Source organism: Paenibacillus sp. SAF-068 (assembly GCF_051967555.1).
In the GTDB taxonomy this organism is placed as follows: Bacteria; Bacillota; Bacilli; order Paenibacillales; family Paenibacillaceae; genus Paenibacillus.
Window position 1 is genome coordinate 2,607,847 of the sequence record NZ_JBQCJX010000001.1, and the last position, 20,186, is coordinate 2,628,032.

Sequence of the window (20,186 nt, forward strand, 5' to 3'; positions counted from 1 at the left end):
ATATGAAGGTGAAATATCCTTACAGTCGTGCCTAGACACTCGTTTCAGTTCTGAAGAGCGTGCTTATTACATCTGCATTCGCATTGTAGATCATATGCCATAAAATCATTACACTTCCCATAATGCGTTTCAACCAAAAGAGGACGATATTACAAAGAAGACACAGGTCAACAACCGATGTCTTCTTCTAATAGATTCTTATTTTCCCCGATATCAATTAATTTTTTTGATCAAAAAAACTCAATATCTCCGATGTCCCTGCTACATTCTACGTCCGCATGAAGCGGAATACAGCTCGTACCACTCATAACGGGTAAGCTCAATATTCGTTGCATCACGACAGGCCAGAATTCGTTCTGGTCGAATCGAACCAATGACAGGTTGTATCCCTGCTGGATGCTTCATTAACCAAGCCAGTACAATAGACTCCGGTGTCACCCCACGCTCCTTGGCCATTCGATCAACCAGTTGAGCCGTATGCTCAATCTCCGCGCGCTGTCCCTCAACTACCCTGCCAGTAAATCGCCCCTGAGCAAGGGGACCCCAAGCTTGCAGTTGAATATGCTCTGCCTGACAATATTCCATCGTGCCATAGGGAAACACGTTGTCTCTGGCTTGGAGCCGATTAACTGTCACCCCAGCTTCTACGAATCCAATTTTGTCCAGACTCATCTCCAGCTGATTCACAATCAGAGGTACTTTACTATGAAGCTGAAGAAGGCGAATCTGTTCAGACCCCATATTGGACACGCCAAAATGGCGAACTTTACCGGAATGATGCAGAGCAGCCAGTGCTTCTCCAATCTCTTGTGGATAGGCGAGCGGATCAGGACGGTGTAACAGCAAAATATCCAGATATTCGATCCCGATCCGTTCCAGAATACCATCTACACTCGCCAGGATATGTGCAGCTGAGGTGTCATAACGCTGCGGTCCTTCATCATCACCCATAAGACGTATGCCACATTTCGACTGTATGATGATCTGTTCACGCAAACCAGGAGTTTCGGATAAAATTCGCCCCAATACGTGTTCAGCCTTACCGCGTGTGTATATATCCGCCAGGTCAAAATGGTTAATGCCTATTTCGATAGCAGCTTCTACTGCCCGTTGACCTTCCACGACAAGATCTGAAGTAATGGGGAGACCATCCCATTCACCCCCAAACCGCATACAGCCAAGAACCATTCGACTTGCCGGAATCTGGTAGTGATGCAAAGGAAGTTGTGCGTAAGACATGTCAGCGTTCACCTCATTTTTAATTTTACCAAACATGGTTATGGATTCTCTCTACCATGTCTTCTTCCATCTTCCTCTATTTTCCTGCACAATCATCCATATGGATCAAAAACAAGGTTTCAAAAGCTTACGTATTGAATATATAGAGGGTGCAGGTATATACAGAAATATGAGAGGAGATTTTGCATTTGAAACCGAATGAAATGAACGAATCCTCAAGACCCGCGTTTTTTACCAAAGAATTCACGCATAACCCTTACCCGGTATATGAAAAGTTAAGAAAAGATGAGCCCGTGTTCAGAGTCATGTTTCCACATGGAGAATTCGGCTGGATGATTACCCGATACGAGGATGCTGTCCAGATTCTGAAAGATCCTCGCTTCAGCAAAGACATGGTCCGTCGTTACGGGACTGATAATCAAAGCATTTTCTCGAATAATATGTTATTCTCCGATCCACCCGATCATAGACGTCTTCGGGGACTTGTGCAGAAAGCTTTCACGCCCAAAATGGTCGCAGACATGCGAAGCCATATTCAGGACATTGCTGATGAATTGCTGGACAACCTCCCGTCACAGGAAAAAATGAATCTGATCGATGATTTTGCCTTCCCGCTGCCCATCATTGTCATCAGTGAGATTCTGGGAGTACCTCTTGAGGATCGTGACAAATTCCGCATGTGGTCCAATACGGTAATTGATGCTTCCACAGCGGAGAGTGCCGAGCTGTTTGAGCAGCATGCCAAGGAGTTTACAGATTACCTTACGGCCTGGTTCGCCAAAGTGCGTCAAGATCCCGGCGCTGATCTGATCAGCCAGCTCGTCATTGCAGAAGAATCCGGGCAGCAGTTAACGGAACAAGAACTGCTTGGCGTTGTCTCGTTATTAATCATTGCCGGTCATGAAACAACGGTTAATCTCATTGGCAACGGCATTCTCGCCCTGCTGGAGCATCCGGAGCAACGCGAATTGCTGAGCAAGCAGCCAGAGCTTATTCATAATGCCATTGAAGAGATGCTGCGCTATAACGGACCGGTGGAGTTCAGCACATCTCGCTGGGCTCTGGAAGATATTGAATTCCGTGGACAGCATATCGCTCAAGGTGAACTGGTTATCGTCGCACTTGATTCGGCTAATCGAGACGAACAGCAGTTTAAGGATGCTGATGTCTTCGACATTACCCGGGAGAAGAGTTCACATCTGGCCTTTGGCAAAGGCATTCACCTTTGTCTCGGAGCGCCGCTTGCTCGCCTGGAAGGTGAGATTGCAGTCAGCACACTTCTGAATCGTTTTCCAAATATACAGCTTCAGGCAGATGTGAATGAACTGGAATGGAGACCTGGCATGATTGTTCGTGGTGTCAAGGAAATCCCGGTTCAACTTAAATAATGGCTAATGAGGAATACATGAAAGTGAGGCACATGACATCATGGAAATGAACACCTTGGTATGGATCGTATTTCTGCTTCTGATCCTTGTATTACTGGTCAGAGTCACCAGCCTGCAACGCCAATTGAATGATCTGAAAAGAGATATGGAGCGTCTGGAGAATGGTTCAACCGCAATCGCCAGCCCACGCTCCGACTTCAATTACACCTTATCACCGAAGGAAGCGTCTCCTTCGCACACAAGCCAACAAGCCCCAACGGATCTGGATCAGGAGCTGCTTGCACTTATACAACAAGGGAAAAAAATTATGGCGATCAAACGACTGCGCGAGGCCAGAGGTCTTTCGTTGAAGGAAGCCAAAGACTATGTCGATTCCCTGGAACGGTAGAAGAATCGTTAAGCAAAAGATAAACCAAAAAAAGAGAGGCACTGTACGCATACAGTGACCTCTCTTTAAACATTTTAACGACTACTCTATTGCCGATAAGCTTAACGCTTATTGGGCTGTAACTGCACCATCAATCGGATATACTGCACCATTGATATACGGCGCTTCATCTCCAAGCAGGAAGGAAACCAGGTTCGCGATCTCTTCCGGTCTGCCAAGGCGTCCAGATGGAATGCTGTCAACCGTTGCTTTGAACACTTCAGGGTTATCTTTACCAAACTGAACAACCATCGGTGTCTCAATAGTGCCTGGTGCAATCGCGTTCACGCGAATATTGTCCTTGCCATATTCAATTGCGGCTGTACGGGTCAAGCCGACCACGCCATGTTTGGTTGCTGCGTAAGGTGCAACCGCGGGTACACCAACAATACCGGCTGTAGAGGCTGTATTCAGAATGGAACCCCCGCCTGTTTTGAGCATTTCCGTAATCACATACTTCAACCCGTAGAACACACTTCTCAGGTTGATATCAATAATCTGGTCAAACTGCTCGATCGTATGTTCAATCAACTTGATCCCAGGACCCGCAATACCTGCATTATTAAAGAACATGTCGATTCGTCCGAACTCCTCGACTGCTTTTTTTACATAATTCTCAACTTCAGGTGCTTTACTCACATCTGCTTGTACAAAAATAGCTTTACTTCCGAGCTTCTCAATCTGCTTAACGGTTTCACGACCCGTCTCTTCGACAAGATCCACAACAACAATGGATGCGCCCTTCTCAGCCAGCTTTAGCGCTGCTGCTTGGCCCAATCCACTTCCTGCTCCAGTGATAATGGCTACTTTTCCTGCGTGACTCATGTTGATCTCCTCCATGGGTGTGTGTCATCTGGTTATTGGATCGTACTAATACGATATGAAACGTACGTACATGCAATATTGCCATATGTAGGTCAAAAATGGCATAAATCCTTCCTGCCTTTACCTATTCTAATAGACTTTCGACATAAAAACAAATCATATAATATGTATTCATACTATATAGCATGTCACATTTTCAGCATTTTTAATGAAGAAGCATGCAACCCTAATGTCTCGTTGCATGCTCCTCCTTTACATGTACAATACTTTTAAAGTCGCTATCTCTAACATTTCAAATGGTGTTCATCTGCGTATCCTAACGCCTATCTCAGCAAATTGGTTTTTGCCAATTCAATAATCTCGTCACCGCGTCCGTTTAACACGGCTTTCATCATCCATAAAGTGAAACCTTCCGCCTGTTTGAACTCAATCTTCGGAGGTAAGGACAATTCCTGACGGTTCACAATGACATCAATCAGTACAGGACCATTATGCTGAAGTGCACGCTGCACAGCCCCTTCCAGTTCAGCCGGATCTTCAACCCGAATCCCTTCCATTCCCATAGCCTGAGCAACCGTCGCAAAGTTGGGGTTTACGAGCTCTGTTCCCGATTCGAGGAATCCGGCAGCCTTCATCTCCAGCTCAACAAAACCAAGTGCTCCATTATTAAACACCACAACTTTAATCGGCAGATTATGCTGCTTCAATGTCAACAGATCACCCATCAGCATCGTAATACCACCATCACCCGACAACGAGATGACTTGTCTGCCCGGATCAGCGACCTGGGCACCAATCGCTTGCGGCAAGGCATTTGCCATCGTACCGTGACTGAATGAACCGAGCAGCCTGCGATTACGAGACATCTCTATATAACGGGCCGCCCATACTGTCGGTGTACCGACATCACAGGTGAAGATCGCATTTTCTGCGGCGGCATCACTAATGATCTTGGTTAAATACTGCGGATGGATGGGCTTTTTACCTGGTTTTCCAACGGCTAACTCGTCCAGTTCTTTACGTACTTTCACATAATGATCCACACTTTTACGCAAATGTTTGTCACTATGTTCTTCAGTTAGATATGGAAGCAAATTCTCAATGGTTGCTTTTACATCCCCACATACGCCATAATCCAGTTTCGTACGCCGACCGAGATGGGAAGATTGAATGTCAACCTGAAGCACTTTCGCATCTTCGGGATAGAACTGACGATATGGGAAATCCGTTCCCAACATCAATAATACATCACAGTCCATCATGGCATGATAGCCGGATGAGTACCCGATCAGGCCGGTAAGGCCGACAGAATAGGGGTTGTCATACTCCAAGTATTCCTTCCCTCTTAAGGCAATAACCATGGGGGATTTCAACCGTTCACAGAGCTGCATCAGGGGTTCCCGTGCTCCTGCGCAGCCTGCACCGCACAACAACGTAATTTTTTTGCCTTGATTCAGATATTCTGCCATTTTCACGAGTTCCGGCTCAGAAGGATGTACCACAGGGTTGGTTGCGTGATACACATGCTCTGGCACAGGCAGATCCGCCGCTTCAAGTCCAGCAACATCCCCCGGTAATACAACAACAGATACACCTGAACGTGCAACTGCTGTTTGGATAGCCATGGTTAGGGAACGAGGCATCTGTTTCGCTGTGGTAATCACTTCACAATAATCGCTACATTCTTGAAAAAGATACTCCGGATGAGTCGCCTGAAAATACTCGCTGCCAATCTCGTCACTTGGGATGTGGGCAGCGATGGCGAGTACAGGCACACGATTGCGATGACAGTCGTATAGACCGTTAATCAGATGCATGTTACCAGGACCACTGCTCCCTGCGCAGACGGCGATACTCCCACTGACCTCAGCGTCTGCCCCGGCTGCAAATGCAGCCACTTCCTCATGACGTACATGAATCCATTCGATCTTGCCAGAACGACGAATGGAGTCGAGTACCGCATTCAAGGAATCCCCCACAATACCATATATGCGTTTGATACCAGCGTTCAATAAGGATTCAACCAGAACATCCGCGACTGTTTTTTTCATAAATGATGGGTCTCCTTTAATTGCTCATTTTGATTATGTTTCCACTCTGTTAATATACCTATTCTTATACCCCAATCTTCTGAAACCCGAACCAAATCATATGTATGTCTGGATATATGAAACAAAATATGCCCTTTACCCTTTAAAATCGTTATTTCGTTGTCAGCAAAATGCCAAAAAATCCGTTTGTCGAATGACAAACGGATTACGATTACACTCAATTATTCATATTTCTTATGGATCTCCAACCAAATCCAATTGGACACTAGATGGCAGGCATCACATTTCCACCACTTACCGGGATATAGGCACCCGTGATAAATGAGGACAAATCCGAAGCGAGAAATGCTACTGCATTGGCGATTTCCTGATCTTCACCCCTGCGTTTCAGCGGCACGGTACGCGTGTATGCCTCATCATGTCCAGGCTCACTGGACCGATCACGCTCGCTAATCGTCCATCCAGGTGCAACCTGGTTCACGGTTATCTGATACTCGCCAACCTCCTTGGCAAGCACCCGATATACCCCATCCATGCCCCGTTTGCCAGCGGTGTAGGCAGATTGGTGAGCGAAGTTTTGCATCGCACATTCGGTATTAATGCCAATAAAGCGACCACCTTTGATATTTTGCATATGTGGTATGAAAGCTTTGGCCAGATACACACTCTGCATAACACAGGATTCGAATTGGCTTAAGTAATCTTCAGGAGACTGTTGCAACACCGTTGTCCATTCGTATTGAATGACCGCATTGGCAACGACGATATCCACTCCGCCGAGGACAGGCTGAATCTCATCACGCATCCGAAATGCCGTATCCTGCTTCGTAATATCTCCCTGTACAATTACAGCCTTACGACCAAGCGCTTCAATTTCACCCTGAAGTTCCCGGGCCTTGGTATCATTATTTATATAATGTAGAGCCAGATTGGCCCCACAGGCTGCCAACGTGCGGGCGATCACTCTCCCCAGTTGACCGGTTGCGCCTGTAACCAGAGCCGTTTTTCCGGTGAGATCCAATTGCATAACAGCAAAAACCTCCTTGAATTCATTTTATATCGAAAACGGTTTCGGAAAATGCTATAGTCTCTCGCTAATTACGAATATTAAGAGAAGTATACAGCATTGTTCAATGCTGTATAGTGTGATTCAGCTTTCTTCCCTATATGTAGAGAAAGAATATTAATGATTAATGTTGAATAAGATCAATTTCCTGGAAGCGACTGACTTCCTTTTCCCAACGTTCTTCTACATATTGACGGTGAACCGGGTGATTGTTGTAAGCATCATACGCAGCCTGATCCGCAAAGACCATCGAAAAGCTGTAGTCAAACTCATTCTTCTCACTTACTTGTTTTAGAACCTGAAATTGCTCTACCCCAGGAATGACAGCCAATGCGTCCGCACTTTCCTTCAAAAAGGCTTCTGCCTCCGGTGTGTCTTTACCCGCGTAAAGTGTAAACGTTACCATGTGTGTGATGCTACTCATCTCTATCTCCTCCTCCAATATGTTCGTACTCTGTTTCCTAGTGTACATCCGAATGTGTTGTAAGCGCAATAATTGGTTGAATTAATTTTTATTAATACACAAAAAAACCTCAGGACGAATCCCGAGGGTTTCTTGTAATGTATGGACAAACTTATTTGTTGATGTTGTATTTACGGTTAAATTTATCAACACGGCCACCGATATCCACGTTTCTTTGTTTACCAGTGAAGAAAGGGTGGGATGCGGAGCTAGTGTCCACACGGATTACTGGGTAAGAGTTACCGTCTTCCCATTCCATAGTTTCGTTAGAGAACTTCGTGGAAGAACTCAGGAATTTGTAATCAGCACTTGCATCGTAAAAAATTACGAGTTGTGTCTTTGGATGGATGTCAACTTTTGGCATAATCTATTTACACTCCTTTAATATGGGTACTTCTTTAGAATCAAACTAAATTTTATTATACTCTTTTTTTGGACAAAGTACCAGCAGGATTTGACGAATTGCAAAAAAAATTATGATATCAATGATTTTGTACCTAATCAGGTGTTATGCCGTCCCCTTCTCCAGTACATTCAACATGTACTCCAAAGCCTCCAGTTCATCCCTGCCTCTTGTCTGTAACCTGACAACACTACCATATCGAATGGGAAGTAACGCCATTCCAAGCAGGCTTTTGACATCTACACGATGCTCATGCTCAGACTCCATATACGACAAAATAATATCCGAGGAAAAACGTGACGCTTGAGAAGATACCGACATCAGATCATCCCGATGAAAATCAGCGTGAATCATAAATTCATGTACTCTCACAACCTTCATTTCCTTTCGCTAAGTACTTGTTCACCATTAAGGTGTGTATCATTTTATATATTAAAATCTTCATGAATTATACCATGTTATGGGAGCTTGTCTATCCCTTTATTTTGCGAAAAAAACAAAAAAAGAGTCCTGAACTGCCGGACTCTTTCAAGTTGTGCCTATCTGCCGTTCGGATATACCATAACCTTCAGACTGCCGCTTTTATTGTGTAATGCACGCTCCATCGCCTGCTGTGTCTCTTCGAGTGAATAACGATCTGTAATCAGGGACATTACGTCATGCTGACCGGAGCTCAGGAACTCAATTCCTGCCGGATACGTGTTGGCATAACGGAATATGCCATAGATATCAACTTCATTGTCCGCGATAAATGGAATATTGAGTGCAATCTCATCCTGTGCAGGCAGGCCCACAATCGCAAGTTTGCCTCCACGTCGAAGTGAATACAGAGCGGATTGTAGCGCCTTCGGATTGCCCGCTGTTTCCCATGCGGTATCGACACCCAGGCCATCTGTTATCTCCCGAATCACAGCCAGCGCATCTTCATTCCGTACGTTAATGGTATGGGTGGCACCCATGCGGCGAGCCGCTTCCAGCCGCACTTCTTCCAGGTCTGTAACAATGATCTTCTCTACGCCAAATGATTTGGCAGCCGCTACGGCCATGAGTCCAACAGGACCCATACCCATAATCGCCAAGGTTGTACCCGGAGCAAGCTTGCTGCGACGTGCAGCGTGAATACCAACGGAGAATGGTTCATTCATGGCTGCTTCCTCATAAGACAGATGATCCGGGATCGGGAATACCATATCTTCACGCATCACCATGTATTGTACAAATGCCCCATCCACCGGCGGGGTCGCCAGAAATTGTACATCCGGACAGAGGTTATAGCGACCTTCCTTGCATGCCGTGCAACGTCCGCAAGTCACCCCTGGCTCAATAGCAACCCGATCCCCTGTTTTCATATGGGTTACGTTCGAGCCCACAGCAGCAATGATTCCCGCACACTCATGACCCAGAATGATCGGTTTTTCCACGACAAATCTGCCAATGCGTCCATGTTCAAAATAGTGCACATCCGATCCACACACACCGACAGCCATCACCTGAATCAACACCTCATCGGCTGCGGGTTGGGGAACGGGCTGTTCTTCAATAATAATGTGTCCGGGCTCAGTCATGACAGCGGCCTTCATGAACTCGGGCAGTTGATGTTGTCCCATACGTATCTCCTCCTCAGGTATGTCCATGCTGTCTATTCTACATCAAAGAAAACAAGGTATCTTCCCTCTTCACATTACCGATCAATAGATTGTTCGACCTTGTTCATCCGCAATGCCACTCTTACGGTAGAAATACGTATTGATCATGTCCCGCCATTCCTTCGCATGTTCGGCCTGATTATCCTGTAATGAAGCAACTTTGCTGAAAATGTCCGGATCGATTTTGCCCTCCAGCTGTCTCCATGTCTCGGCTAACGCCTCCGCCTGCGCAACACCTTCAAAGTGTGTGTCATAAATATGCTGAATGACCGTCTTACCGGAATGCAGAACATGGGTGTACGGAACGTGATGGAAGAATAAGATCAACTCATCCGGACAGGTATCCAATGACTCATAGCAATCCGCATTCTCAGGATGATACTGTGACGTGTATCCTGTGCCGCTGTTCACGGTTCGATCTACGCCAATGCCATGACAATCGGCAAAGTGATACGTTCCCCATTTGGAATACTCGTATCCATCTACATTCGGTCCATAATGATGCTCCGGATTAACCATCCAACCCACACCGAGAGGGGCCGTGTAATTCTCATAGATATCTAATGAAGTCAAAAGCATGCCCGTAACCTGCCGTACAACTTCTTCATCATGTCCAAATGTGAGTCGCACCCACTCATCGGCAATCTTTTCCGCAGACAGCTCCGGATTCCATGCAAGTCTACCATATCCATACAGATTCGCCTGCGCGAGTGGATGTCCTGTCCAACAGGCATCAGCACCAATGTTGGAGACTGCCGCGAAGCCACTGTGAGGTCGTTCATACAGAGAACCGTCTGCGATTCGCTTGATCTCTGAACCTTTTCCTTTGGCATAGGTGTCAAAGTCCAAAACTTCTTTCCACTGGGGAACCAGATAACAGAGATGACGTTGTTGCCCGGTATACTCCTGTGTAATCTGGAATTCAATCACTTGATTCGTATGTTCCATGGCGCCGAACAGCGGGGATACCGCCTCCCTCACCTGAAAGTCCATCGGTCCGTTCTTGATCTGCAAAATAACGTTATCCGCAAAACGCCCGTCCAGCGGCGTAAAGTGGTCATAGGCAGCCCGTGCGCGGTCTGTGGAACGATCCCGCCAGTCTTGCTTGCAGTTATAGACGAAGCAACGCCAGATCACTAATCCACCGAATGGCCGAAGAGCTTCAGCGAGCATGTTTGCACCATCGGCGTGGTCCCGATGATATGTGAACGGTCCCGGCCGATTCTCGGAATCAGCCTTAATCAGGTAACCCCCGAAATCAGGAATGGCTGCATACACCTTCGCCGTTTGAATGTGCCACCATTCCCGTACCTTCGCATCCAGCGGATCGGCCGTCTGCAATCCACCAATCTCGATCGGACTCGCGTAGTTGGCGCTCAGGAACAATCGAATGCCATACGCTCTGAATTCAGCAGCAACCTTCGCGACATCACCAAGATAACGTTCTGTCAGAAACAGGCTCTCACGGCGGTGTACATTAACATTGTTGATCGATATGGCATTCATGCCCGTCGAAGCGAGTAATCGTGCATAATCCCTGATGCGTTCCAAGTCCAGTGTGAATTCCCCGTTATCATAGAAAATGGAGTCTCCTGCGTAACCACGTTCAATGCTTCCGTCCACGTTATCCCATTGATTAATCATTCGTAGTGCGTTGGTAGGTTGCTCTGTAATGAAGCTCCACTTACTCACCGCATCTTCCGTCTCACTTGCACTACCTTGATCCATTGTCAGTTCCCGGAGCAGATGGAATGCACCATACAACACACCTTGGGGAGTCTCTGAACCAATGATCAGTACACCCTCGGTCTCACGAATGATGTACCCTTCTCCTTGAACAGTTGAACGCTCTGTCTCACTAAACGCCCCTGCTACCGAATCGCTCCCTGTCCAAGTACCAATTTGTATTGCGGGAGCGGAAGCGTAATTGTCCCGCTCACTTTGCTGCACATCAGACAGATAACTGACCGACGGTTTCACACCATACAGCTTCTCCAGCCCCCGTGAAAGTTCGGTTAACGCTGTTGTGATTACTCCTTGGTTCTCTTCGACCAGTATCTGCTTGCTCCATGCAGGAGCCGTCTTTGGGGCAAGTCCATTCGCTCTTGGCAATTCGGAGTGATACCCCAGCCATGCATCATACTGTGGACCTGACAAGGCAGATTGAACGATAGATTGGCTCATTGTACCGCCTCCTTGCTCGCATAGATATGTGTAAGGCAATTTCCTTTTCCTTCGAGTAACCATAGAATCGACGTTACACCACGCGGATAGTATTTACTACCAACCGCCACACCAGACAGGATCTGGTCACTCCAGCACCAGTAGGATTCCTCCGGATGCAGCAGCCAGTTGACATGAGCCGCGTCTGCTGCCTTGCCTGTCTCATTCCATTCTACTTTCAGTAGCTCTCTAGCGATAAACTGGGACAAATAGATTTTGCTTAACCACGAGTTATTGCTGGTTGAGGAGAGTTTCCAGCCACCATCTTCAAACAGGCATGTTCCCGGTACAAGGACCGTCTTCAGATGAGTTTGGAGTGCTTTCAGATAAGGTCCAAAGCGACCATTCACGTCCAATGCTGCTTCACAGCCTGTAAAGTATGGGAACACCAGACCTTCAATCGCCGGAATGATACGAGAATCATTATTCTCTGCAATAACAGCCGGAATGTAGCCGCCATCTGTCAACTGTGCAGCAATGCTGGCAGCGCAGCGATCCGCCTGAAGCCCTGCTTGATGTGACAGATCTGCCAACTTCTCCGTTGCGAACAGCTTCTCCAATGCAACATAGACCGCCCAACATTTACCCGCCAGATAGATATTATTGCGAGACTGACCAAGTGACACATCCAGGCTATCGTAAGTTGTAATTTCCGCTCCGCCTTGGGTACGGCTGCTATCCAGACCCATCAGACCGTTACGCTGCTCAGCGTTAGGATGGTCACGATTAAGCATGCTTTCGAAGCAATCCTCGATAACAGGCAACATGTTTTTCACAAACGTTTGATCCTGTGTCTGTTCAATGTATACTGTCGCGCAGCAAAGCCAGTTCACCAGTTCCTCGTGGCTCATCTGTGAGAAGCAGTCATCAATGCCAACCAACTCATATGCCGAGTGCCCAGGGCGTGAGAACACATTGGCAACACCAATATCATGGGTAAAGGTAATTCCGCCCGGATATAACTTCTCTTCACCTGGGAAACGAACCTGATCGGTATAACTGTATCGTTTCACAAACCACTCCAACTCATTACGTACCGTCCATGGATTCAAGGCAAGCTCGAAGTACAACTGATCAGCCGTCAGATCAAGTGTATTCATCATCCGATACTCCCCTTCGTTCACCACCCAGAGTGGTTCACCATCGGCATCCAGCAGTTGCGTACTGGCATAATAGCTGTGAATGGAATGAGCAAGCATGAATGACTGATCTTCGGTTAAAGCCGCTGTTCCAAGGCGCTGTTCAACCTCGCCACAGGATGCAGTTAACTCATTGAAGCGTTGGAGCGCATATGCTCCTGCTGCCTGAATATCGGAGAAATAGCGCGTATACCAATACGTTGTGTCCATTCCGGTTGTCACAATGCCTCCGCGATAGAAACATACGGCGAATTGATACGTACGTTTCTCTCCAGCCGGCACCTCCATCAGTAGTGCAGCGGTTGAGCCAAGTCCAAATGCCAAGTTCTCCCGATGTTGCTCCTGCAAGAGTTTCTCCAGCGTAAATCCGCGTGCGGGCCACAGTCCGTCATCTGCCGACATAATTGCTGTAAGCCGACCTTGTCCCACACCTGTGATAGAACCGCCTTCCGGTCCACCAATCAGACGCATCGCAGAGTACGGATCATTGCCCTGATAGCCAAAGTAGGCTTTGCGTGGTTGTTGACCTTGCGTATTGTCAATCGTCATCTCAACCAATACGGCAGGTACGAGTGCATCCATTAAAGCTTCAACATCCCCACTCGTTGGATCCGGTACCGGACGTACAGGCGAGTAGATACGAAACGTCAGATCTCCTGCTATCCACGTATCCGTACCTGAGGTGAATTCACGGGTGATATCTTCATCACGAAAAGCCGCAATAAGAGGTTGTGGAACTTGGGACGCTGTGGTTGACGCCGTGTCTCCGTTCTCCAACTTCTCTACATCATAGCGGCTGCTCTCATCCTCGGAAGCTTCATAAAAAGGAAGCGCCTGATAATTCTCTCCATCACGAGATTGTAATCCAATATATACATTCTGGTCTGCCGGTTTACCGAGTTCAAGACCCAAACCGCCTTTGGCTCCTTTGTACCCCAGTGTAAAACTCGCAAAAGCACCTATTGGTGCGTGATGTGCATTATAAAAGATGGATTTGGATCTGCTCATGAATCTTAACCCCTCTCAAAATGGTTTGCATACGTTTTCATTAGCCCCATCCTAACACGCGGTTCCACCACAGACCATGATCAAATCAATCTGATATTTACCCAAATCAAGCTGATAGACTATAATAGATTAAAGCGGTTACACAAGACCGTTCCATTTGATGTAAATTCGTGTTCAACAGAGTGGTTTTCAGTACCAAGAAGATGGATGAAGCTAGAAATGGAGTAGCGGAGTGTCTAGTTCTACGTGAACAACCCTAATGTTTACGAAAGAAACATACTTCGCAAGCTCTCCTACTTATTTCGGCTGAATGCCATATTCGATGCTGATGATGCCAATAGGCATCCACGTAATCAAAAGCGCTTTTTTGAACAACCTCTATAAAGGGGGATCTTCCATGTCTTCAACGTATTTGCCTCCTGCTTTGGGAGAAAGTGTCCATGAAATTTTTTATCCAGATGTGCAAACAACCGTTAATCTGTTCGCCATTCATTTACGAAGTGTCGGTACGGATTGGGATTATCCGGCGCATGAGCACCCTCAATATGAATTGAATTATGTCACGGAAGGCGAGCAACGCATGATGGTGAACGGTACCCTATATATTCAAAAGGCAGGCGAACTGCTCCTGATTCCTCCGGGTAGCATTCATTCCAGCCAGAGCCATAACGGTAAGGGGTTCACATATTTTTGCATGCATTTTGACATTGACGATCAGTTGTTCCTGTCGTTGCTGGCTCGAATCAAACAAGTGCGATTTAGTAGAGATAGCCCCGTTACACAGCAGATTGAGCCGGTTTTACGCAAGTTGATGTCATCCGCGGATGATGAAACAGCAAGTACGATGGTGCAGCGTATGCAGCTGCAATCTGCGGTATTCGAATTATTTGGCCATCTGTGGGAGGCGGTCTCACAAGAGGCAGCGCAATGGTTTACAGACGACGGACATGAAAAGATTGAACTCGCCCACCAGATTCGTAATCGACTGCAAGGCCTGATGAGTCAGCAATTCAAACAGGGACATGAATCGAAGCATCACTATGGCATTGATGATATTGCAGCAGAGCTGGGCATCAGTTCTTCTCACTGTAATCGTGTGTTCAAGCAGGTATTCGGTCAGTCTCCCCGTGCTGTATTGTCCCAGTTGGTTTTGCATGAAGCGAAGCTTCTTCTGGGCAATCCGAAGCTGTCCGTTCAGAATATTGCCGTCATGCTTGGTTACAAGGATATCGCCCATTTCAGTCGCCAATTCAAGCGCTGGTCCGGCATGTCACCATCCCGCTACCGACAGGAACAGCCTGCTCTGGAATAAGGTCCAGTAGCAGGCTGTTGGGCTTGATTCAACGTTTTGCATCATTCGATTCAAGACGTTCTCTGTATTGATATGATGTTATTTCAACAAACGTTTAATCAACTTCAGCTTGTTATCATACGGTGGATACAGAATTGGCAGATTCAATGTGGTGCTTTTTTTCAGTACACTTTTCAGATGGGAAAAGGTTTCGAAGCTGTACTTCCCATGATATGAGCCAACACCGGAATGACCAACACCGCCAAATGGCAGACGCGGATTCGCAACATGTGTGATCGTATCGTTAATGCAGCCGCCTCCAAAAGAAACTTCGCGCAGCACTTTGTCCTGAACCCGGGTGTCGGAAGTAAAAAGATACAAAGCGAGTGGTTTCGGCCGATTTACGATTTCTACAATCGCTTCATCGAGGTTACGGTAGCTGATGATCGGCAGAATCGGTCCAAAAATCTCATCTTCCATCGTCGCTGCATCCCAGGACTCCGCATCAATCAGCGTAGGTTCAATAAAACGATCTTCCTCATCCGATGCTCCCCCGTATATCACTTTGGCCTGATCCCGTTCAATCAACGTCGTCAGACGTTTAAAATGACCCTTGTTCACGATGCGCCCGTAGTCCTTGTTGTGCTGGATATCCGTACCAAAAAAGGACACGATCGCTGCTTTCATCTCTGTAATTAACGGTTCCTTCACGCGCTCATGCACGAGCAAATAATCGGGCGCGATACAGGTCTGTCCTGTATTGAGCAGTTTGCCCCATATAATACGCTGGGCAGCTACTTTGATATCCGCCTGTTCATCAACGATGACCGGACTCTTACCGCCCAATTCCAACGTAACGGGAACGAGATTTTTGGCAGCTGCCTCCATCACAATTTTGCCTACCGGTACACTGCCCGTAAAAAAGATATAGTCAAATGGCGCGTTAATCAGCGCTGTCGTTGTGTCTTTGGCACCGTCAAGTACTTGGACGTATGCCGGTTCGAACACAGTAGCTATCATTTCACGCACAACAGCAGACACCGCAGGTGTATTCTCTGACGCTTTGAGCACAGCTGTATTGCCTGCCGCAATCGCACCTACCAACGGTTCGATCAAGAGTTGAAATGGATAATTGAACGGTCCGATGATCAGAACAGACCCGTAGGGTTCAGGTATAATAACACTTTTGGAACCGATGAGTGCCATTTGCGTTTTCACTTTAACGGGTTTCACCCATTTCTTCACTTTACGAATGGTGTGTGTGATGCTGTCCATCATAAATCCGATCTCGGTTGTGTAAGATTCGAACTCACTTTTGCCCAAATCCTGATATAGAGCCTCTGTCAGCCTAGTCTCGTACGTTTGAATCGCCTGCTTGAGTTGGGACAAACGGGCAATGCGGGCTTCTGCCGATCGTGTGGCCCCGGAACGAAAGAACTGTCGTTGCTGCTCCAAAATCTGTTCGACTTCCTGACTGGTTACTTCCTTTATCGTTGTTGTCATATATACATACTCCTCTATTTATTATGGATTAAGCGTTTAAACTTACGAACCTATAAGGCACATGCCAAAGCATGTTTGATTACTATTAATCTACAGACACTCTTCTTCCAAAGCAGCTACCAGTTCCTTCAGCAGTTCCACCGATGCATTCAATGAAGCCGAATAATAGCGCTGTGTGCCCTTCTGTTCCACAGATATAAGCCCCTTCTCCAGCAACAGCTTGAGATGATGGGATATGGCTGGCCGGGACAGGCTGGATTGTTCGGTAATTTCATTCACTGTCATTCTGCCCTTCTCGGTGAGTGTCAGCAAAATGGCTTGACGATGATTGTCACTTAATACTTGAAATAACGGGATACATGTTTGAAAAACGTTAATTGCTTTTTGTCCCATGGGTTCACCTCTATCCTATTTCTTTTTCAATATTAATATGTTTCTTCTCAATTTCATGACTGTTGGTTTAAACATTTGAACCTAATAACTGAATTGTACTCTTTACTCCCTTGAACTGCAAGTGAATCCTCAACTAAATTTAATACAATGAAGATAAAGCGCTTCCATACTACCATACAAGTATGGTAGTATGTTAAAGAAGGAGTTGAAGTTGTGGAATATACCCCAAAGTTACCATCCAAAGCCGGTCTGTTGCCTGTTTCGAACAGTATGTCTTCCATGAATAAGCAATCTTACTCAACGCGAGATGTCGTTTACTTCACGCTGAAAAAACTCATTTTGAGTCTGAAAATGCCTCCGGGGACAGCTATTTCCGAGAAGGAGATTTCACTGGAGTTTCAGGTCAGCCGGACACCTGTTCGAGAGAGTTTTGTAAGACTTGCTCAGGAAGGTCTGCTGGAAGTGTACCCACAGCGTGGCACATACGTCTCTCTGATTCAGGTCGATCTCGTTGAGGAAGCACGGTTCATGCGTGAACAGCTCGAACGAGCCGTAATCAGGCTCGCCTGCGAGGACTTTCCAAACGAACAGATGGTGGCACTGGAACAGAACCTCGCGTGGCAACAGGAATGCAGGGTCACACCGGATGATGAACAAATGTTTCAATTGGATGAGGAATTCCATAGCACTCTTTTTGCAGGCTGTAATAAAAGCAATATCTGGACTGTTATCCAGCAGATGAATGTACATTTGAATCGAAGTCGTATGCTTAGGCTGTCCTCCGATCACCAGTGGGATCACCTGATTGAACAGCACAGGTCCATGGTCAAGGCCATTCAGCAGCATGATGGCGACACAGCAGAGCAACTGATGCAGGAACACTTGCATTTAACTGTCACCGATTTGGCTGTCCTGCAGGATACATATCCTTCCTATTTTCAATGATTTGAATTTTTCTTACTACTATTCATGATGAGGTGAACGTGATGAGAATGGTTTTTCGCTGGTTCGGCGAAGGCAATGATACGGTAACGCTGGATCATATCCGGCAGATTCCGGGTGTTGAAGGTATTGTGTGGGCACTTCACGATGTTCCTGCTGGCGAGGAATGGCCAATGGATAAGATACTCGCTGTCAAAGCGGCAGCGGACAAGGCCGGGTTACATCTGGATGTCGTTGAGAGTGTGAACATTCATGAGGATATCAAGTTGGGTCTGCCATCAAGAGATAAATACATTGCGAACTACATTAAAACGATGGAGAAACTGGCTCAGGTGGGTGTGAAGGTCATCTGTTACAACTTCATGCCAATCTTCGACTGGCTTCGCACGGATATGCACAAGGAAATGGAGGATGGCTCAACTGCCCTCTTCTATGAGCACAGTAAACTCGCAGATATAGAACCCCTGGAACTCGTTCGTCGAATTACCGAAAACTCCGCACTCACCATGCCAGGTTGGGAACCGGAACGATTGCAGTATTTAACAGGTCTGTTTGAAGCTTATAAGGATGTGACCGAGGATCATATGTGGGAGCATGCACGTTATTTCCTGCAAGAGATTATTCCTACAGCCGAACGGCTGGGAATTCGAATGGCCATCCATCCGGATGATCCGCCTTGGCCAATCTTTGGATTGCCGAAGATCATTACGAGTCAGGAGAATGTACGGAAATATTTGAATCTATATGATAGTCCTTGTAATAGCGTGACACTATGCAGTGGCTCTTTGGGAGCGAATGCTGATAATGACATTATCGGGATGATACACGAGTTCAAGGATCGGATTCCATTTGCCCACATTCGTAATGTCAAAATCTACGATAATGGCGACTTTATCGAGACCTCCCATCGCAGTCAGGATGGCAGTGTTGATATTGCAGGGGTTGTTGAGGCTTATCACGATATCGGTTATGAAGGTTATGCAAGACCCGACCACGGTCGTCATCTCTGGGGAGAACAGTGCCGACCTGGCTATGGACTCTATGACAGGGCTTTGGGGATCATGTATCTCTGGGGCGTCTGGGATTCCCTGCAAAGGAGGGCAAAAGCATGAGTGAGCATCAGTATGAACGTTCCTCACGTCTCGAAGGCAGAACGGCAGTAATCACCGGGGGTGCCGGAGTATTATGCCGCTCCATGGCGGAAGAACTTGCTCGGCATGGTGCAAGCGTAGCCATTCTGAATCGTACCGTGTCCAAGGGACAAGAAGTTGTAACTGCAATTGAAGCTGCGGGTGGCAGAGCGATTGCTGTTGCCTGTGATGTAACACAGGCTGAGAGTGTGCAAGCGGCGGCAGATGCTGTGCTGGAGCAACTTGGACCCTGTGATATTCTTATTAATGGCGCGGGTGGTAATAACGCCAGCGCCAACACCACGAATGAAATTTTCAAGTTGGAAGATCTGGAAAAGAGCGATGTCACTACATTTTTCGATGTCAGTGTAGAGGGATTTCGTCAGGTAATGGATCTGAATTTTGTTGGTTCGCTCATCCCCACTCAGATCTTTGCAAAACATATGATAGAGCGCGATGTTCCCGCAACTATCATTAACATCTCTTCCATGAGCGCCCCATCGCCCATGACCAAAGTTCCTGCGTACAGCGCTGCGAAGGCAGCCATTAACAACTTCACACAGTGGCTCGCCGTTCATCTGGCCGAATCCGGTATTCGTGTCAACGCTATTGCACCGGGGTTCTTCCTGACTGAGCAAAACCGGAATCTATTACTGCAACCCGACGGCTCACCTACGGAGCGTTCCAGTAAAATTATTGCTCATACACCCATGCGCCGCTTCGGCAAACCCGAAGATCTGCTGGGTACATTAATGTGGCTTGCCGATGAAAGACAGTCCGGATTTGTCACTGGCACAGTCATTCCGGTAGATGGTGGATTTATGGCATACTCCGGTGTATAACGAAAAAGCGAACGCTTCGTTTTTCTTTTCTCTTCGTTACGTATAAATGAACCATTTCAACTCATATAGGTCGTTATTGAAACCGATACGTGGAATACTTATCCATGTGTCGGTTTTTTGCGTTCAAGCATAAGATTATCCAACCTAGGAAAGGCTTGTTATAATACGTGTTCAAAATCGAACTTTTGGACAACCACTTATAGAGCT

18 protein-coding genes are annotated in these 20,186 nt (G+C 46.8%); 6 read left to right on the forward strand and 12 right to left on the reverse strand.

Features of this window, described 5'->3' with window-relative positions; genetic code table 11:
- Window positions 1–261 precede the first annotated feature (261 nt).
- Window positions 262–1,239: an aldo/keto reductase gene (locus ACTHPG_RS11190; protein WP_440389382.1), complete on the reverse strand. Its 978-nt coding sequence runs from the start codon at window positions 1,237–1,239 to the stop codon at window positions 262–264.
- Window positions 1,240–1,442: 203 nt separating this feature from the next.
- Between ACTHPG_RS11190 and ACTHPG_RS11195 the strand changes: the two genes are divergently transcribed.
- On the forward strand, window positions 1,443–2,627 hold the full coding sequence (locus ACTHPG_RS11195; protein ID WP_440390225.1) for a cytochrome P450 family protein: 1,185 nt from the start codon (window positions 1,443–1,445) through the stop codon (window positions 2,625–2,627).
- A 40-nt stretch (window positions 2,628–2,667) separates the two neighbouring features.
- Window positions 2,668–3,015: a ribosomal protein L7/L12 gene (locus tag ACTHPG_RS11200; RefSeq protein ID WP_440389384.1), complete on the forward strand. Its 348-nt coding sequence runs from the start codon at window positions 2,668–2,670 to the stop codon at window positions 3,013–3,015.
- 108 nt (window positions 3,016–3,123) lie between these two features.
- Here the strand turns inward: ACTHPG_RS11200 and ACTHPG_RS11205 are convergent, their stop codons facing one another.
- The 9 genes from ACTHPG_RS11205 to ACTHPG_RS11245 all read right to left on the reverse strand — a co-directional run bounded on the left by ACTHPG_RS11205 (window position 3,124) and on the right by ACTHPG_RS11245 (window position 13,878).
- Entirely contained in the window at window positions 3,124–3,879 is a 756-nt protein-coding gene (locus ACTHPG_RS11205) for an SDR family NAD(P)-dependent oxidoreductase (protein WP_278294762.1), read from the reverse strand.
- 323 nt (window positions 3,880–4,202) lie between these two features.
- Window positions 4,203–5,930, reverse strand: coding sequence for a ubiquinone-dependent pyruvate dehydrogenase (poxB, locus tag ACTHPG_RS11210; RefSeq protein WP_440389386.1), 1,728 nt, complete (start codon window positions 5,928–5,930; stop codon window positions 4,203–4,205).
- A 265-nt stretch (window positions 5,931–6,195) separates the two neighbouring features.
- Window positions 6,196–6,957, reverse strand: a complete 762-nt coding sequence (locus tag ACTHPG_RS11215; protein ID WP_440389388.1) for an SDR family NAD(P)-dependent oxidoreductase — start codon at window positions 6,955–6,957, stop codon at window positions 6,196–6,198.
- Window positions 6,958–7,120: 163 nt separating this feature from the next.
- Window positions 7,121–7,420, reverse strand: a complete 300-nt coding sequence (locus tag ACTHPG_RS11220; protein ID WP_440389389.1) for a Dabb family protein — start codon at window positions 7,418–7,420, stop codon at window positions 7,121–7,123.
- Between the two features lie 151 nt (window positions 7,421–7,571).
- Window positions 7,572–7,823 carry a type B 50S ribosomal protein L31 gene (locus ACTHPG_RS11225; protein ID WP_433743910.1) on the reverse strand — a complete coding sequence of 84 codons (252 nt, stop codon included), beginning with the start codon at window positions 7,821–7,823 and terminating at the stop codon, window positions 7,572–7,574.
- Between the two features lie 144 nt (window positions 7,824–7,967).
- On the reverse strand, window positions 7,968–8,234 hold the full coding sequence (locus tag ACTHPG_RS11230) for an HPr family phosphocarrier protein (RefSeq protein WP_026081056.1): 267 nt from the start codon (window positions 8,232–8,234) through the stop codon (window positions 7,968–7,970).
- 167 nt (window positions 8,235–8,401) lie between these two features.
- Window positions 8,402–9,469: an NAD(P)-dependent alcohol dehydrogenase gene (locus tag ACTHPG_RS11235; protein ID WP_440389392.1), complete on the reverse strand. Its 1,068-nt coding sequence runs from the start codon at window positions 9,467–9,469 to the stop codon at window positions 8,402–8,404.
- Between the two features lie 81 nt (window positions 9,470–9,550).
- On the reverse strand, window positions 9,551–11,692 hold the full coding sequence (locus ACTHPG_RS11240) for an alpha-glucuronidase family glycosyl hydrolase (RefSeq protein ID WP_440389394.1): 2,142 nt from the start codon (window positions 11,690–11,692) through the stop codon (window positions 9,551–9,553).
- Window positions 11,689–13,878 carry a glycoside hydrolase family 52 protein gene (locus ACTHPG_RS11245; RefSeq protein ID WP_440389395.1) on the reverse strand — a complete coding sequence of 730 codons (2,190 nt, stop codon included), beginning with the start codon at window positions 13,876–13,878 and terminating at the stop codon, window positions 11,689–11,691. Before ACTHPG_RS11245 ends, ACTHPG_RS11240 begins: the two co-directional genes overlap by 4 nt.
- 397 nt (window positions 13,879–14,275) lie before the next feature.
- Between ACTHPG_RS11245 and ACTHPG_RS11250 the strand changes: the two genes are divergently transcribed.
- Entirely contained in the window at window positions 14,276–15,190 is a 915-nt protein-coding gene (locus ACTHPG_RS11250; protein WP_440389396.1) for a helix-turn-helix domain-containing protein, read from the forward strand.
- Between the two features lie 78 nt (window positions 15,191–15,268).
- Here the strand turns inward: ACTHPG_RS11250 and ACTHPG_RS11255 are convergent, their stop codons facing one another.
- Both ACTHPG_RS11255 and ACTHPG_RS11260 read right to left on the reverse strand, forming a co-directional pair.
- Window positions 15,269–16,672 (reverse strand): aldehyde dehydrogenase, encoded by a 1,404-nt coding sequence (locus ACTHPG_RS11255; RefSeq protein ID WP_440389397.1) that lies wholly within the window; start codon window positions 16,670–16,672, stop codon window positions 15,269–15,271.
- 90 nt (window positions 16,673–16,762) lie between these two features.
- On the reverse strand, window positions 16,763–17,065 hold the full coding sequence (locus tag ACTHPG_RS11260; protein WP_440389399.1) for an ArsR/SmtB family transcription factor: 303 nt from the start codon (window positions 17,063–17,065) through the stop codon (window positions 16,763–16,765).
- Between the two features lie 270 nt (window positions 17,066–17,335).
- Between ACTHPG_RS11260 and ACTHPG_RS11265 the strand changes: the two genes are divergently transcribed.
- The 3 genes from ACTHPG_RS11265 to ACTHPG_RS11275 are packed head-to-tail and all read left to right on the forward strand — an operon-like array spanning window position 17,336 to window position 19,979.
- Window positions 17,336–18,010, forward strand: a complete 675-nt coding sequence (locus ACTHPG_RS11265) for a GntR family transcriptional regulator (protein WP_440390226.1) — start codon at window positions 17,336–17,338, stop codon at window positions 18,008–18,010.
- Between the two features lie 41 nt (window positions 18,011–18,051).
- Window positions 18,052–19,119 carry a mannonate dehydratase gene (gene uxuA / locus ACTHPG_RS11270; protein WP_440389401.1) on the forward strand — a complete coding sequence of 356 codons (1,068 nt, stop codon included), beginning with the start codon at window positions 18,052–18,054 and terminating at the stop codon, window positions 19,117–19,119.
- Window positions 19,116–19,979, forward strand: coding sequence for an SDR family oxidoreductase (locus ACTHPG_RS11275; RefSeq protein WP_440389403.1), 864 nt, complete (start codon window positions 19,116–19,118; stop codon window positions 19,977–19,979). Before uxuA ends, ACTHPG_RS11275 begins: the two co-directional genes overlap by 4 nt.
- Window positions 19,980–20,186: the final 207 nt, after the last annotated feature.

Excerpts from the sequence above, each read along its gene's own strand:
- ACTHPG_RS11190 (WP_440389382.1), bottom strand. The coding sequence starts at position 1,239 with ATGTCTTACGCACAACTTCCTTTGCATCACTACCAGATTCCGGCAAGT.
- ACTHPG_RS11195 (WP_440390225.1), top strand. The coding sequence starts at position 1,443 with ATGAACGAATCCTCAAGACCCGCGTTTTTTACCAAAGAATTCACGCAT.
- ACTHPG_RS11200 (WP_440389384.1), top strand. The coding sequence starts at position 2,668 with ATGGAAATGAACACCTTGGTATGGATCGTATTTCTGCTTCTGATCCTT.
- ACTHPG_RS11205 (WP_278294762.1), bottom strand. The coding sequence starts at position 3,879 with ATGAGTCACGCAGGAAAAGTAGCCATTATCACTGGAGCAGGAAGTGGA.
- poxB (WP_440389386.1), bottom strand. The coding sequence starts at position 5,930 with ATGAAAAAAACAGTCGCGGATGTTCTGGTTGAATCCTTATTGAACGCT.
- ACTHPG_RS11215 (WP_440389388.1), bottom strand. The coding sequence starts at position 6,957 with ATGCAATTGGATCTCACCGGAAAAACGGCTCTGGTTACAGGCGCAACC.
- ACTHPG_RS11220 (WP_440389389.1), bottom strand. The coding sequence starts at position 7,420 with ATGAGTAGCATCACACACATGGTAACGTTTACACTTTACGCGGGTAAA.
- ACTHPG_RS11225 (WP_433743910.1), bottom strand. The coding sequence starts at position 7,823 with ATGCCAAAAGTTGACATCCATCCAAAGACACAACTCGTAATTTTTTAC.
- ACTHPG_RS11235 (WP_440389392.1), bottom strand. The coding sequence starts at position 9,469 with ATGGGACAACATCAACTGCCCGAGTTCATGAAGGCCGCTGTCATGACT.
- ACTHPG_RS11240 (WP_440389394.1), bottom strand. The coding sequence starts at position 11,692 with ATGAGCCAATCTATCGTTCAATCTGCCTTGTCAGGTCCACAGTATGAT.
- ACTHPG_RS11245 (WP_440389395.1), bottom strand. The coding sequence starts at position 13,878 with ATGAGCAGATCCAAATCCATCTTTTATAATGCACATCACGCACCAATA.
- ACTHPG_RS11250 (WP_440389396.1), top strand. The coding sequence starts at position 14,276 with ATGTCTTCAACGTATTTGCCTCCTGCTTTGGGAGAAAGTGTCCATGAA.
- ACTHPG_RS11255 (WP_440389397.1), bottom strand. The coding sequence starts at position 16,672 with ATGACAACAACGATAAAGGAAGTAACCAGTCAGGAAGTCGAACAGATT.
- ACTHPG_RS11260 (WP_440389399.1), bottom strand. The coding sequence starts at position 17,065 with ATGGGACAAAAAGCAATTAACGTTTTTCAAACATGTATCCCGTTATTT.
- ACTHPG_RS11265 (WP_440390226.1), top strand. The coding sequence starts at position 17,336 with ATGTCTTCCATGAATAAGCAATCTTACTCAACGCGAGATGTCGTTTAC.
- uxuA (WP_440389401.1), top strand. The coding sequence starts at position 18,052 with ATGAGAATGGTTTTTCGCTGGTTCGGCGAAGGCAATGATACGGTAACG.
- ACTHPG_RS11275 (WP_440389403.1), top strand. The coding sequence starts at position 19,116 with ATGAGTGAGCATCAGTATGAACGTTCCTCACGTCTCGAAGGCAGAACG.